The organism is Salegentibacter mishustinae, assembly GCF_002900095.1.
GTDB lineage: Bacteria > Bacteroidota > Bacteroidia > Flavobacteriales > Flavobacteriaceae > Salegentibacter > Salegentibacter mishustinae.
Genome location: NZ_LLKN01000002.1, coordinates 2,675,312 through 2,688,873, shown reverse-complemented (window position 1 = coordinate 2,688,873; position 13,562 = coordinate 2,675,312). Strand labels below are relative to the sequence as shown.

Here is a 13,562-nt window from a genome sequence, read left to right as displayed (position 1 = left end):
GTTTAAATGCTTAAACCACAAAGAATTTGATCTCTAAGACTACCATAGATAATGTATTTGAAACCGCCCGGGTAGAGGAGGTTATTGGTGATTTTGTTCAGCTAAAAAAATCGGGTTCGAACTTTAAAGGTTTGAGTCCGTTTAGTGATGAGCGTACGCCTAGTTTTATGGTTTCTCCTGTAAAGCAAATTTGGAAAGATTTTTCAAGTGGAAAAGGAGGAAACGTCGTAGCTTTTTTAATGGAACACGAGCATTTCACCTATCCTGAAGCCATAAAATATCTCGCCAAAAAATACGGAATTGAGATCGAGGAAACTCAGCAAAGTGATGAGCAAAAACAGCAAGCCGACGAGCGGGAAAGTATGTACCTGGTTTCAGAATTTGCCAATAAGCATTTTCAGAAAAACCTGCATAAAACCGATTTAGGGAAAGCTATTGGGTTAAGTTATTTTAAGGAACGAGGCTTCACCTTGGAAACAATCAAGAAGTTTGAACTAGGCTATTCTTTAGACGAATGGGACGATTTTACTAAAGAAGCGCTCGCTGAAGCCTACAAGCTGGAATACCTGGAAAAAACCGGACTTACCATTGTAAAAGGCGAAAAACAATTTGACCGCTTTAAAGGAAGAGTGATGTTTCCTATTCATTCTATGTCTGGTAGGGTATTAGGGTTTGGTGGAAGAATTCTTACCAATGATAAAAAGGCTGCCAAATACCTGAATTCACCCGAAAGTGATATCTACCACAAGAGTAAGGTTTTATACGGGATAAATTTCGCGAAACAGGCCATCGCCAAAGAAGATAATTGTTTCCTGGTTGAAGGTTATACCGATGTGATTCAGTTTCACCAAAGTGGAATTGAAAATGTGGTTTCGTCTTCAGGAACTGCTTTAACACCAGAGCAAATAAGATTAATTAATCGGCTTACAAAAAATATCACGGTACTTTTTGATGGTGATGCCGCCGGGATAAGGGCTTCGCTGCGCGGAATAGATTTGATCCTGGAACAGGGAATGAATGTTAGGGTTTGTACTTTTCCGGAAGGGGAAGATCCCGATAGTTTCGCAAGAAATAATTCAGATGAAGCTTTAGCAGAATATTTAGAGGAGAATGCCCGGGATTTTATTAGTTACAAAGCTTCTTTGCTTATGGAGGAAGCGAAGAAAGATCCGGTTAAAAAGGCAGAATTAATTCGGGATATAGTAAACAGTATTTCTAAGATTCCAGATACTATTCAGCAGGAAGTTTACTTACAGGAATGTTCCAGGATAATGGATATTTCTGAAAATGTGCTGTTTTCTAGCCTCGCGCAGTTAAATGCGAAAAGTGGAAGAACTTCTCCTCAACAACAGCAACAGAAGAAATCCTTTGATGTAGTAAAAGAAGATCCCCAGCCAAAAACTTCTAAAGTAGATGAGCAGTACGAACTTGAAAAGAAGATCATTAGTCTTTTGCTTCAATATGGTACGGTAGAGGAAGAATTTGAAGACCTTGTGCTCAAAGAAAAAGAAGATGGGGAATTTGGTCTGGAAAAGGAAATGCAGAGAACCAGGGTCTTTGAAAAGATATTCCTGGATCTTCAGGAAGATGAGATTGCTTTTGCTAATCCTAAGTTCAGGGATATTTATGCCGAGTTAATCTCGCGTCTCAATAGTGAAGAGAAATTCGAAGTAAAGAATTTCATCAACGATATAGATCCAGATCAGGCTTCAGAGATTACTTCAATTCTAATGGAAGAGGAACAATATAAGCTGCACGAATGGGATCGGCAAAATATTTTCGTGAAAGCAAAAACCGAGACTATCTCCAGGCACGTTAGCGAAACCATTCTTTCCTTACGCAGGTTTTTAATAAATCAGAAAATTAATGAGCTTTCAGAAAAAGTGAAAACTCCAGATGGAGAACAGCAAACACAGCATATACTGGAAGACGTGAAAGACTATTTAACACTAAAAAAAGTACTTTCAGAAAAATTGAATCGAGTTATGTAGTGCTTATTTGTAATAAGCGAGAACGCGTAATTAGATCGGCCACGTTATCTACCTGTAATTTTTTAAGTAACCTTGTTTTATAAGTGCTTACTGTTTTTTCATTTATGGAAAGAGCTTCGGCGATATCTTTATTTCGTTTACCCGAAGAGATGAGGTTTAAAACTTCAGATTCTCTGGTTGAAAGTTTTTTAAATTTTGCGATTAAATTTCTTCCGGGAGACATCCCTGCATTGAGCTTGTCGGTAATTTTTTTGTTGAGGTAAATTCCACCTCTGGCAACCTGGTAAATGGCTTTTTCAAGTTCTTCAGGTTTTGCCATTTTGGAAATATAACCTGCAGCGCCCGCTTTAATAGCACTTAAAGCGTAAACTTCTTCTGGGTGCCCGGTGCAAACCAGGATTTTTGTTTTAGTATAATCGTTTTTAATGGTGCGAAGCGCGTTTATTCCATTTATCTCTGGAAGATCTATTTCAATAATCAAAACATCGGGTTGGCGCTCGCTTAAGAAACCGTACAACTCCATCCCGCTATGCACGCTACCCACAACTTCTAGCGCTGGATTGTTTTTAAGAATGTATCGAATACCCTCATGCACCACAGGGTGATGATCTGCAATTAATACTGTACTCATAATTTTAGGTTTGGTTGAAAAACACGCCGGGGTAGGACAAGCGCATTTACACTACTAAATTTAACAGAATTTATCTTTCGTTCTGTTTTATGAGTATATTATTCGATAAAGTGATTATTTTTTAAGATTAACGGGTATAGTGCACACGGGTATCGGATTCATTTTGTGAGAGTTAGCGCGATGTCGGCTTTCATATATTTTAAAAACTTCTTTTTTGCGTCCTTCAAAATCTTCGACAGATTTACCATTTTCCGCTTCCTCCATGGCCCATTCTAATTCTGGATAAGATGCGCCTATTTGGTCTTCATCTGTACGCGTATCGCCATAAAGTCCGTCAGTTGGTGCAGCGGTTACTATCTCTTCTGTTATTTCCAGAAATTTGGCGATTTCATAAACCTCTGTTTTTAAAAGGTCGGCAATTGGACTTAAGTCTACACCGCCATCTCCATACTTAGTATAAAACCCTACGCCAAAATCTTCTACTTTATTGCCGGTACCAGCTACAAGGTAACTATGCAAGCCGGCAAAATAATATAGTGTAGACATTCTTAATCTTGCCCTGGTATTCGCTAAAGTAAGCTCTAAAGCTTCAGAATTTTCCACAGCTGGAACTGCCTTTTTAAAATTGTCGAACACCGGCGTTAAGTTAACTTCCAGGTTGCTCACATTCGCATAATGAGTTTTTAACCAGCCAATATGTTGTTGCGCCCTGGTTACCTGATCGGTGTGTTGGTGTATTGGCATTTCAAGACAAAGTGTGCGCAAACCGGTTTTTGCACAAAGTGCTGAAGTTACTGCAGAGTCGATCCCGCCACTAATTCCAAGTACAAAACCGTTCATTCCTGCATTTGTAGCGTAGTCTTTTAACCAGTTAACTATGTGGTCTACCACTTTTTCAGTTTGCATAATTTTGGGTGGTTAAGTTTGTAAATAATACCTTTGCACACAAATCTACTATTTAAACATAATTATAAAAAGGGCAGGGCGTTAAAGCCTTCATAAAGAATCCCTATGTGTAAGAAAATAATTTTCCTATTCTGTATTGTCGCCTTTGTTTCCTGTAATAAGGAAGCTGAAATTGAAAAGGAGATCGCAGAGGTGCCGGTAGAGTTTGAGGTGGTGCGTTTTGATAGGCAATTTGCCGAAGCTAAACCTGAAGATATTCCGGAGCTAAAACAGGAATATCCTTTTTTGTTTCCGCAGCAATTTTCAGATAGTGTTTGGATAGAAAAACTGAATGATACCATCCAGCAGGAAATAGATAGAGAAGTTGGTAAAGCTTTTCCTTCTTTTGAAAATAAAAAGGCAGAACTTCACAGTCTTTTTCAGCATATAAAATATTATTTCCCACAATTTGAAGCGCCAAAAGTATTTACGGTAACATCAGAAGTTGATTACAAAAACAAGGTGATTCTGCAGGATGATTATTTATTTATTTCACTGGACACCTATTTAGGAGAGGATCATCATTTCTATATTGGAATTCAGGAGTTCTTGAAGAAGAATTTTAAGAAGGAACAAATACTTCCGGATGTTGCCAATGCATATGCCGAAAAATATCTGGATAGACCCGAGTCAAGAACTTTTCTAGCGCATATGGTTTACTACGGAAAACTATTATACTTAAAAGACAGGTTTATTCCTGAAGTACCTGATGCAGAAAAAATAGGGTATACTGCAGAAGAATTCACCTGGGCGCAAAATAACGAAGCCCAGATATGGCGGTATTTCGTAGAGAACGAATTGTTTTTTGATACCGATACCGAACTTTATTCGCGGTTTCTATATCCTGCACCTTTTTCAAAATTTTACCTGCAGTTAGACGCCGATTCTCCGGCAATGCTGGGGCAATATATAGGATGGCAAATTGTGCGTAGCTATATGGATAAAACCGATGCATCTTTAGAGGAATTGATAGCAACAGATGCCGAAACAATATTTAATAAAGCCAATTTTAAACCAAGAAAGTAATGTCAGAATTTAAAAAGTCAGAAATAAATATAGAAGTGGTAACCGATGAGAATCGAGTGCCAGAAGAGATTACCTGGAGTGCTGAAGACGGAAATGTCTATAAAGAAGATGCCAAGGCTTTAATGCTTTCGGTTTGGGATAGCAAATCTCAGGAAACACTGCGAATAGATCTTTGGACTAAAGATATGCCGGTAGATGAAATGAAGAAATTCTTTCACCAAACGCTTGTTTCTATGAGCGATACCTTTAATCGTGCAACACAGGACGAAAAGATGACCGCCACGATGAAAGATTTCTGCGATTATTTTGCCGAGAAATTAGAAATCACTCAAAAATAATTACCTTGAGTGAGTCCTTGGGACCTGCGTAGGAAAAAATTGGATTAGAAACAGAATATAAATCTCGATTATCGAGTGGAGAAACTCATCTTTGTTTATAACGCGTTTTCCGGAACACATAATGCTGTTCTGGATGCGCTGCATAAAATTGTAAGTCCCAAATCTTATGCTTGTAATCTTTGCAAGCTTACCTACGGAACTTTTTCTGAAAACTCACAATGGAAAGAATTTCGGCAAAAATCTAATGTAGAAATGAATTTCCTGCATATAGATGAATTCCGAAAGAAGTACGCTTCTAAGTTTAGCTATAAATATACATTTCCCATCGTTTTGTGGGAAGACGAAGCTGAAATGGGTATTTTTATCACTACTGAAGAACTGGAACGAGTACCAAATACTGAAGCTTTAATTGTGCTTATTGAAGAGCGGCTTAAAATCTAGCCAGGTGAATTATTAGAACTTAATTCATTATTAATAGCCTCAATATAGTCCAGTATTTCATCCTGCCCTAGTTTAGAGGTTGCCGAGCTCACAAAAAACTCTGGCATTTCTTCCCAAATTTCCAACATTTTATCCTGGTAATGATTGATATTTTTCTCAAGCATCTTCGGCTTTAGCTTATCGGCTTTTGTAAAAATAATGCAAAATGGAACCTGGTGCTCTCCAAGCCATTGCATAAATTCCATATCTATGGGCTGTGGCTCGTGCCTGCTGTCTATAAGAACAAAAGCGCAAATCATTTGTTTGCGTTTGTCAAAATAAGCGGTGATAAATTTTTGAAAAGTACGCTTGGTAGATTTTGAGACTTTTGCATAACCATAACCCGGTAAGTCTACAAGATGCCAGTTCTTATTGATCAAAAAATGATTAATAAGCTGCGTTTTTCCCGGTTTAGCTGAGGTTTTTGCCAGGGTCTTTCTGTCGGTGAGCATATTGATTAAGGAAGACTTCCCAACATTACTTCGACCAATAAAAGCATATTCGGGCAGTTTGCTATCAGGGCATTTGTCTACCCGTGTATTGCTTACCACAAATTCTGCCGACTTGATTTTCATTTTAAAATTTTTTGAAAGTGATCTTGTTTAATGTCAGCTTCAGAGGCATCAAACCTTAAACCTTTATAGGTTATTTTGCCTAGAAATTTCTTTTTTGCAACCAGTCGTGAAGTAGTTCATTAAACCGTACTGGATGCTCCATCATAGCAGCGTGTCCGCATTTATCTACCCAATAAAGATCGGCATCCGGGAGCAAACGCTGGAAATCTTCAGCTACTTCTGGTGGGGTTACATTATCGTCTTTCCCCCAAATAATACAGGTTGGGGTTTTCATTTTTGGTAGATCTTTTGCCATATTATGCCTAATGGCACTTTTTGCAATAGCAAGAGTTTTTACCAGTTTGTTGCGATCGCTTACCGTTTCATAAACATCGTCTACCACTTCTTTTGTGGCAACTTCAGGATCGTAAAAAACATCCTGAGCTTTTTTCTTGATAAATTCGTAGTCTCCACGGCGCGGATAGCTCTCGCCCATAGAATTTTCGTAAAGTCCCGAACTTCCTGTGATTACCAGGGCTTCTACCATTTCGGGATATAATTTTGTGGCTAATAAAGCAATATGCCCACCCAGCGAATTCCCTAGCAGGATCACTTTATCGTAACCTTTAAAATCTACAAATTCTTTTAAATATTTAGCAAAAGTTTGTACGCTGGTTTTAAGTAGCGACATGGAATACAAAGGAAGTTCTGGAATAACCACTTTATAACCGTGCTTCGGAAAATATTCGGTAACCCCATCAAAATTACTTAAACCGCCCATAAGTCCGTGTAAAATAACTATCGGGGTTCCTTCTCCTTGCTCCAGGTACGTAAACTTTCCCTCTTGCCTTAAATTATTTTTCATTGATTGGCTTTGCGGTTAGCAATCGCAAATATAGCGATTTCATTACAAGTATAATCATTTTTAAGAAATAGCAAAGTGATTTAGGAAATGCATTTTTTACTCCATTTCTAAAATTTTTAACAACAAAAGCACAATAAAAACCAAGACTCTGAAACCTAAATGAATAGCGCTACTTGATAGTCTTTCAGCTAAATACAGTGGAGAAACTTATCAACAAAGTGGTAGAAAGTGGTAAAATGTGGTAATTTTTTCAATATATTTGACTCTATAAAGTATAGAAGTGGTAAATCTCATTGGAACATACGAATGTAAAGCAGATGCCAAGGGCCGGTTAATGGTTCCTTCCGCATTAAAAAAGCAGCTTGCGCCTATGTTGCAGGATGGTTTTGTGCTAAAACGTTCGGTTTTTCAACCTTGTTTAGAGTTGTATCCTATGCAGGAATGGAATGTTTTAATGCAGAAAATTAACGGGCTGAACCGTTTCAAAAAGAAGAATAACGATTTTATTAGAAGGTTTACTGCCGGTGTGAAGATGGTAGAAGTAGATTCTAACGGTAGGCTTTTAATTCCGAAAGATCTTGTTGGATTCGCAGGGATTAATAAAGAGATCGTGCTTTCTTCTGCAGTAAATATTATAGAGATCTGGGATAAAGATAAATACGAAAATACCATTGATGAGACTTCAGATGATTTTGCTGAATTAGCTGAAGAAGTAATGGGAAACGATGATTTAGATGCAATATCATAATCCGGTATTATTAAAAGAGTCTGTAGACGGCCTTAATATTAAGGAAGATGGCGTGTATGTAGATGTTACGTTTGGAGGTGGTGGTCATTCCCGCGAAATTTTAAGCAGGCTTGGTCCTAAAGGAAAACTTTTTGGTTTTGATCAGGATAAGGATGCCTTGCAGAATACTATTGAAGACCCTCGGTTTACGCTAATTCACGAAAACTTCAAATTCATAAAACGATTTTTGAGGTTTTACGGAGTTAAGAAAGTCGATGGGATTTTAGGTGATTTTGGCGTTTCCTCGCATCAATTCAACGAAGCAGAAAGAGGTTTTTCTACTCGTTTTGACGCGCGTTTAGACATGCGAATGAACCAGGGAAGTAAGTTGAGTGCCTATGAGGTGATCAATGAATACGGAGAAGATCAGCTTAAAAAGCTGTTTTACGAATACGCCGATTTAAAAAATGCGCCAAAGCTTGCCAGGCTTATTGTGGATGCAAGAAAGGAAAAGCCGATAGAGAGCAGCGAACAATTAAACGATTTGCTGAAACCACATTTATTTAAAGGTAAAGAGAATAAAATACTGGCGCAGATTTACCAGGCAATTCGAATTGAAGTGAACCAGGAGATCGAGGTTTTAAAAAATTTTTTAAAGCAAACCGAAGAGCTGGTGGTAAAAAATGGGAGAATTAGTCTTATTTCTTATCACTCTTTGGAGGATAGATTGGTGAAGCGATACATAAGAAGTGGTTTGTTTGAGGGAGAGCCTGAAAAAGATTTCTACGGGAATATTTCGGTTCCTTTCAAAAAAGTAGGAGGACTTATAGTGCCTTCGGCTGAAGAAATTAAAGAAAACAATAGGGCGAGAAGTGCCAAATTAAGAGTGGCGAAGAAATTATAGTTTTTGAAAAACTATAATGAATTCTCGCGAGGAGGTTGAAGTTAAAAGAGATGAGGAAAGGTTTTTACAACATACTACGTGCTAATTTTCTTATTAGCAGGGATGCGGTAAACAACTGGCGCTTTATAGTTTTTTGTACGCTGCTGGCGATAATTATGATTGCGAGTTCGCATAGTGCAGAGCGTAAGGTGCATAGAATAGCAAAACTTCATACAGAAGTAAGAGAGTTAAAAAGTGAATTTGTAGATCGTCGTTCGGCTTTAATGCGAATTAAAATGGAATCGACGATTACCCAAAAAATGAAAGATCGTGGGATTCTTCCTTCCGAGAACCCGCCGTATAAAATTAAAGTGAAGATAAAGGAGTAAATGGCTACATCAGAAAAAGGCATATTAAATAGATTATACGTGGTTGCGGCCTGTATGTTCATTTTTGCTGTTGGGGTAGGTGTGAAGCTGCTCGATATTCAGTTTGTGGAGGGAGATTATTACCGAAATCTTGCCGAAGAACGTACTGTGCGTAGCTTTAAAATTCCTGCCAGCCGTGGAAACCTTTACGATGCCAATGGAAATCTTTTGGCAACTTCAGTCCCTAAATACGATATAAGATTTGATGCGGTTACCGTTTCAGATAAAAATTTCCAGGAGAATATAGTGCCACTTTCCAATAATCTAACCGAGATGTTTGGGAGATCGGCCGCATATTGGTCTCAGCGTTTAAGACAGGCGAGAGCTAATGGTCAACGTTATTTGCCTATCGCTCAAAATCTTGGTTATTCAGAATATATGAAGGTTAAAAGCTTTCCCATGTTCAATTTAGGTGCATATAGAGGAGGTATTATTGTAGAGCAAAGAACTGTTCGAGAGCATCCGTTGGGGAAAATGGGAGAAAGAACGGTTGGTTACGAGCGTCAGGATGAGAATGGATATTTTACGCGGGTAGGTCTTGAAGGTGCTTTTAGTTCTTATTTAAGAGGAACCGATGGCCGTAGGTTAAAACAAAAAATAGCCAAAGGCCAGTGGAAACCAATTAGTGATAATAACGAGGTAGAGCCTAAAGATGGTTACGATGTGATTTCTACTATAGATGTGAACATCCAGGATATTGCACATCATGCTTTATTAAAACAACTCGAGTATTTTGAAGCAGATCATGGTACTGTGGTGGTTATGGAAACCAAAACCGGCGAGATCAAAGCGATGTCTAATCTTGGTCGCACAGAAGCCGGAACTTATTTCGAAAAAAGAAACTACGCAGTTTACGAATCTAGTGAGCCGGGATCGACGTTTAAATTAATGGCGATGACCGCCGCTTTGGAAGATAATGTGATAGATACCAGTTCGGTTATCGATACCGAAAATGGTGTGGTACGATATTACGGAAGACCGGTTAGGGATTCCCGTCGTGGAGGTTATGGTAAAGTTTCGGCAGCACGCGCTTTCGAGGTTTCCTCTAATACCGCTTTCACTAAAATTATTACCGAAGGTTATAAAAGTAATCCGTCCAAATTTGTTGATCGTTTATACGATATGGGGCTTAATAATAAAATAGGCCTGGATATAAAAGGAGAAGGCTCTCCAAGAATTCCGCATCCAAAAGATAAAAACTGGAATGGATTGAGTTTGCCCTGGATGGCCTTTGGCTACGGAGTTTCATTGACGCCTCTGCAAACGCTTAATTTTTATAATGCCATCGCCAATAATGGAGAAATGGTAAAACCGAGATTTATAAAGGAAGTCAAGGAATGGGATAAAAGTATTTTAAAAGTTGAGCGGGAGGTAATGAATCCTAGAATTTGTTCTCCTGAAACTGCTAAAAAACTCCAAAATATGATGCAGCATACCGTAGAAAGAGGTACTGCCGCAAATATTTATACCCCAAATTTTTCTATGGCCGGAAAAACAGGAACCTGCCAGGTTGAATATTGGATAGAGCCGGGAAGATATATCTCTTCTTTCGCCGGATATTTTCCTGCCGAAAATCCCAAATATTCTTGTATTGTAATTATTCACAAACCAAATAAAAGAAAAGGTTATTACGGGAATATTGTTGCTGCGCCGGTTTTTAAACAAATCGCCCAAAAGATCTATACCGACACTCCGGTTATGGATACCCTGCCATCTCTTGATATTAAAAATGATAAGGTGGTAGAGGATTTTGAAGCTTATTATGCAAGTTTTGAAAATGAAAAACTAATAATGCCAGATGTAACCGGAATGCCTGCAATGGATGCTGTTTCTCTTTTAGAAAACCTTGGTTTAAAAGTGAATTTCAAAGGCACTGGAAGAGTTAGAGCGCAATCAATATCTGCAGGACAAAAAATAAAAACTAACCAACAAGTAAATTTAAATATAGGTTGAGAGTCTTAAAAGACATATTATATAAAGTAGAGATCGATGCCGTAGTAGGTAATACTTCGGTAACTATTAACAAGCTTCAGTTTGACTCGAGAAAAGTTGAACTGAATGATGCTTTTGTGGCTATTCGGGGAAGTATTTCAGATGGTCACGAGTATATAGCTCAGGCAATAGATAAGGGTGCGCTTGCGATAATTTGCGAAGAACTTCCGAAGGAAATTGTAAACGGAGTTACTTATATAAAAGTTGGAAACGCCCAGCAGGCTTTAGCTTTTATGGCTGCGAATTATTACGATAATCCTTCAGAGAAATTAAAACTTGTAGGGGTTACGGGAACCAACGGGAAAACTACTATTGCTACGCTTTTATATAATTTATTTACAAAAGCCGGCTTTAAAGTTGGCTTACTTTCTACCGTAAAAGTAATGGTTGCTGAAAATGCTTTTGATGCGGTAAGAACCACGCCAGATTCTATTACTATCAACGATTACCTTAAGCAAATGAATGATGAAGGTGTTGAGTTTTGCTTTATGGAAGTTAGTTCTCATGGTATAGATCAGCATAGAACTACCGGGCTGGAGTTTGCCGGTGGAATTTTTACGAATCTAAGCCACGACCATTTAGATTATCACAAAAGTTTTGCTGAATATCGCGATGTAAAAAAGCGCTTTTTTGATGAATTACCGGCTTCAGCATTTGCTTTAACCAATATTGATGATAAGAACGGGCAGGTAATGCTTCAAAATACAAAAGCCCAGAAATATACTTACGCCTTAAAATCTTACGCCGATTATAAAGCGCAGATCCTTGAAAATTCTTTCACAGGTTTACTGCTGAAAGTGAATGACCAGGAATTATGGACGCGCCTAATTGGAAGTTTCAACGCTTATAATATTTTGGCAATTTATGCTACTGCAGAACTTTTAGGCCTTGAAAACCTGGAAAGTTTAAAGATTATCAGCGAGTTAAATTCTGTTAGCGGAAGATTTCAATATATCATTTCAAAAGAAGAAAAAATTACGGCGATCGTAGATTACGCGCATACGCCAGATGCTTTGAAAAATGTACTGGAAACCATAAACAGCATCCGTACAAAAAATGAAGAGCTTATAACTGTTGTTGGTTGTGGTGGAGATCGTGATACTACCAAAAGACCAAAAATGGGGCATATCGCCTCTGCTTTAAGTACCAAAGTGATCTTTACCAGCGATAATCCAAGAACTGAGGATCCCGATAAGATTATTGAAGATGTTGAAGCCGGGGTAGAGCCGCAGAATTTTAAGAAAATTGTGTCTGTGACCAATAGAAAACAGGCTATAAAAACGGCCTGCCAGATCGCGGGAGAGAATGATATCATTCTAATCGCAGGAAAAGGTCACGAGACCTACCAGGAAGTAAATGGAGAACGCAGCGATTTTGATGATCTCAAGATAGTAACCGAATTTTTAAATGAATTAAATAAGTAAGCCCAAAACTTTCCCAGGGAAGAGTAATTAGAAAACATGTTATACTACTTATTTCAATATTTAGAAGCAGAATACCAGGTGCCCGGGGCGCGTTTATTTGAGTATATCTCATTTAGATCTGCCATGGCTATTATTCTTTCTTTGGCTATTTCTACTATTTACGGAAAAAGAATTATTAGTTATTTGTTGGCGAAACAGGTGGGAGAAAGCGTTCGTGATCTTGGGTTAAGAGGTCAGAGTGAGAAAGCTGGAACACCTACAATGGGTGGTTTGATTATAATTTTTGCAACCCTTGTTCCGGTTTTGCTTTTTGCGAAACTTGAAAATATTTATGTGATCCTGCTTATTGTAACCACCCTTTGGATGGGGGCAATTGGGTTTGTAGACGATTATATTAAAACTTTTAAAAAGGACAAAGAAGGCCTAAAGGGTAAATTTAAGGTTCTTGGCCAGGTTGGGTTAGGTATTATTGTGGGAGGTACTTTGTTTTTTCATCCTGGTGTTACCGTAAAAGAGGAAACCAATGAGCCGGCTCCAGAAAAACAGGAACTGGTAGATAGTTTTCAGAATATTCGGGAGATGGGACCTGAAATTAAAACCACCACTACCACCATTCCTTTTGTAAAGAATAACGAATTCGATTATTCCAGTTTAATAAGTTGGATAGATCCTGCTTTAAAGAATTATGCCTGGTTAATATTTATTCCAATCGTAATATTTATTGTCACTGCCGTTTCTAATGGGGCCAATTTAACCGATGGAATAGACGGCCTCGCAGCCGGTTCTTCGGCAATAATTGTGCTCACGCTGGGGATTTTCGCCTGGGTTTCGGGTAACATTATTTTTTCTGATTACCTGAATATTATGTATATCCCGCGATCTGGCGAGATGACCATTTTTATAAGTGCCTTTGCGGGAGCTTTGGTAGGTTTTTTATGGTATAATACTTATCCGGCGCAAATCTTTATGGGCGATACCGGGAGTTTAACGATTGGCGGGATTATAGCCGTACTCGCTGTTGCCACCAGGAAAGAATTATTGATCCCAGTTTTATGCGGAATATTTCTGATGGAAAACTTATCGGTGGTATTACAGGTAGCCTGGTTTAAGATCACCAAAAGAAAATATGGCGAAGGCCGAAGAATTTTCCTGATGTCTCCTTTGCATCATCATTATCAGAAAAGAGGATATCACGAAAGTAAAATAGTAGTGCGCTTTTGGATTATTGGAATTTTCCTGGCCATTGTAACTATAATCACGCTAAAAGTAAGATAACAA

The 13,562-nt window shown here is 38.3% G+C and carries 14 protein-coding genes; 10 read left to right on the top strand and 4 right to left on the bottom strand.

Translation table 11 applies throughout. The annotated features are described in order from the left end of the window. The first annotated feature begins 26 nt into the window (after positions 1-26). A complete protein-coding gene (gene dnaG, locus APB85_RS14865) occupies positions 27-1,991 on the top strand; it encodes a DNA primase (protein ID WP_057482196.1) in 1,965 nt (654 codons plus the stop codon). Here the strand turns inward: dnaG and APB85_RS14860 are convergent. Together APB85_RS14860 and nadE are read right to left on the bottom strand one after the other, a co-directional pair. Next, positions 1,984-2,622, bottom strand: coding sequence for a response regulator (locus APB85_RS14860; RefSeq protein WP_057482195.1), 639 nt, complete (start codon positions 2,620-2,622; stop codon positions 1,984-1,986). The genes dnaG and APB85_RS14860 overlap by 8 nt on opposite strands. A 114-nt stretch (positions 2,623-2,736) precedes the next feature. After that, on the bottom strand, positions 2,737-3,528 hold the full coding sequence (gene nadE, locus APB85_RS14855) for an NAD(+) synthase (RefSeq protein ID WP_057482194.1): 792 nt from the start codon (positions 3,526-3,528) through the stop codon (positions 2,737-2,739). Positions 3,529-3,633: 105 nt separating this feature from the next. On the opposite strand from nadE, the gene gldB reads away from it, so the two are divergent. The 3 genes from gldB (at position 3,634) to APB85_RS14840 (ending at position 5,372) form a co-directional block, all read left to right on the top strand. Next, positions 3,634-4,593 carry a gliding motility lipoprotein GldB gene (gene gldB, locus APB85_RS14850; RefSeq protein WP_057482193.1) on the top strand — a complete coding sequence of 320 codons (960 nt, stop codon included), beginning with the start codon at positions 3,634-3,636 and terminating at the stop codon, positions 4,591-4,593. Further along, the gene (gldC, locus tag APB85_RS14845; RefSeq protein ID WP_057482192.1) at positions 4,593-4,931 is read left to right on the top strand and encodes a gliding motility protein GldC; all 339 of its coding nucleotides are present in this window, start codon (positions 4,593-4,595) and stop codon (positions 4,929-4,931) included. Before gldB ends, gldC begins: the two co-directional genes overlap by 1 nt. Before the next feature lie 75 nt (positions 4,932-5,006). Beyond that, positions 5,007-5,372 carry a hypothetical protein gene (locus APB85_RS14840; protein WP_057482191.1) on the top strand — a complete coding sequence of 122 codons (366 nt, stop codon included), beginning with the start codon at positions 5,007-5,009 and terminating at the stop codon, positions 5,370-5,372. Here APB85_RS14840 and yihA read toward each other — a convergent pair. Then, positions 5,369-5,986 carry a ribosome biogenesis GTP-binding protein YihA/YsxC gene (yihA, locus tag APB85_RS14835; RefSeq protein ID WP_057482190.1) on the bottom strand — a complete coding sequence of 206 codons (618 nt, stop codon included), beginning with the start codon at positions 5,984-5,986 and terminating at the stop codon, positions 5,369-5,371. The genes APB85_RS14840 and yihA overlap by 4 nt on opposite strands. 79 nt (positions 5,987-6,065) lie before the next feature. Beyond that, complete coding sequence (locus tag APB85_RS14830) at positions 6,066-6,830, bottom strand: alpha/beta fold hydrolase (RefSeq protein WP_057482189.1); 765 nt, start codon at positions 6,828-6,830, stop codon at positions 6,066-6,068. Between the two features lie 280 nt (positions 6,831-7,110). Here APB85_RS14830 and mraZ point away from each other — a divergent pair, with 280 nt between their 5' ends. Genes mraZ through mraY form a run of 6 tightly spaced genes read left to right on the top strand, consistent with a single transcriptional unit; the run spans position 7,111 to position 13,559 of the window. After that, positions 7,111-7,578, top strand: coding sequence for a division/cell wall cluster transcriptional repressor MraZ (gene mraZ / locus APB85_RS14825; protein WP_057482188.1), 468 nt, complete (start codon positions 7,111-7,113; stop codon positions 7,576-7,578). Further along, positions 7,565-8,461, top strand: coding sequence for a 16S rRNA (cytosine(1402)-N(4))-methyltransferase RsmH (gene rsmH / locus APB85_RS14820; protein ID WP_057482187.1), 897 nt, complete (start codon positions 7,565-7,567; stop codon positions 8,459-8,461). Before mraZ ends, rsmH begins: the two co-directional genes overlap by 14 nt. A 50-nt stretch (positions 8,462-8,511) precedes the next feature. Beyond that, positions 8,512-8,829: an FtsL-like putative cell division protein gene (locus APB85_RS14815; RefSeq protein WP_057482340.1), complete on the top strand. Its 318-nt coding sequence runs from the start codon at positions 8,512-8,514 to the stop codon at positions 8,827-8,829. Further along, positions 8,830-10,821 (top strand): penicillin-binding protein, encoded by a 1,992-nt coding sequence (locus APB85_RS14810; protein ID WP_057482186.1) that lies wholly within the window; start codon positions 8,830-8,832, stop codon positions 10,819-10,821. Next, positions 10,818-12,284: a UDP-N-acetylmuramoyl-L-alanyl-D-glutamate--2,6-diaminopimelate ligase gene (locus APB85_RS14805; RefSeq protein WP_057482185.1), complete on the top strand. Its 1,467-nt coding sequence runs from the start codon at positions 10,818-10,820 to the stop codon at positions 12,282-12,284. Before APB85_RS14810 ends, APB85_RS14805 begins: the two co-directional genes overlap by 4 nt. A gap of 36 nt (positions 12,285-12,320) precedes the next feature. Beyond that, positions 12,321-13,559, top strand: a complete 1,239-nt coding sequence (gene mraY / locus APB85_RS14800; protein WP_057482184.1) for a phospho-N-acetylmuramoyl-pentapeptide-transferase — start codon at positions 12,321-12,323, stop codon at positions 13,557-13,559. The last annotated feature ends 3 nt before the right edge of the window (positions 13,560-13,562 follow it).

Bases quoted from the DNA above. Each gene is read 5' to 3' on its own strand.
- APB85_RS14860 (WP_057482195.1), bottom strand. From the start codon at position 2,622: ATGAGTACAGTATTAATTGCAGATCATCACCCTGTGGTGCATGAGGGT.
- nadE (WP_057482194.1), bottom strand. From the start codon at position 3,528: ATGCAAACTGAAAAAGTGGTAGACCACATAGTTAACTGGTTAAAAGAC.
- gldB (WP_057482193.1), top strand. From the start codon at position 3,634: ATGTGTAAGAAAATAATTTTCCTATTCTGTATTGTCGCCTTTGTTTCC.
- gldC (WP_057482192.1), top strand. From the start codon at position 4,593: ATGTCAGAATTTAAAAAGTCAGAAATAAATATAGAAGTGGTAACCGAT.
- yihA (WP_057482190.1), bottom strand. From the start codon at position 5,986: ATGAAAATCAAGTCGGCAGAATTTGTGGTAAGCAATACACGGGTAGAC.
- APB85_RS14830 (WP_057482189.1), bottom strand. From the start codon at position 6,830: ATGAAAAATAATTTAAGGCAAGAGGGAAAGTTTACGTACCTGGAGCAA.
- rsmH (WP_057482187.1), top strand. From the start codon at position 7,565: ATGCAATATCATAATCCGGTATTATTAAAAGAGTCTGTAGACGGCCTT.
- APB85_RS14815 (WP_057482340.1), top strand. From the start codon at position 8,512: ATGAGGAAAGGTTTTTACAACATACTACGTGCTAATTTTCTTATTAGC.
- APB85_RS14810 (WP_057482186.1), top strand. From the start codon at position 8,830: ATGGCTACATCAGAAAAAGGCATATTAAATAGATTATACGTGGTTGCG.
- mraY (WP_057482184.1), top strand. From the start codon at position 12,321: ATGTTATACTACTTATTTCAATATTTAGAAGCAGAATACCAGGTGCCC.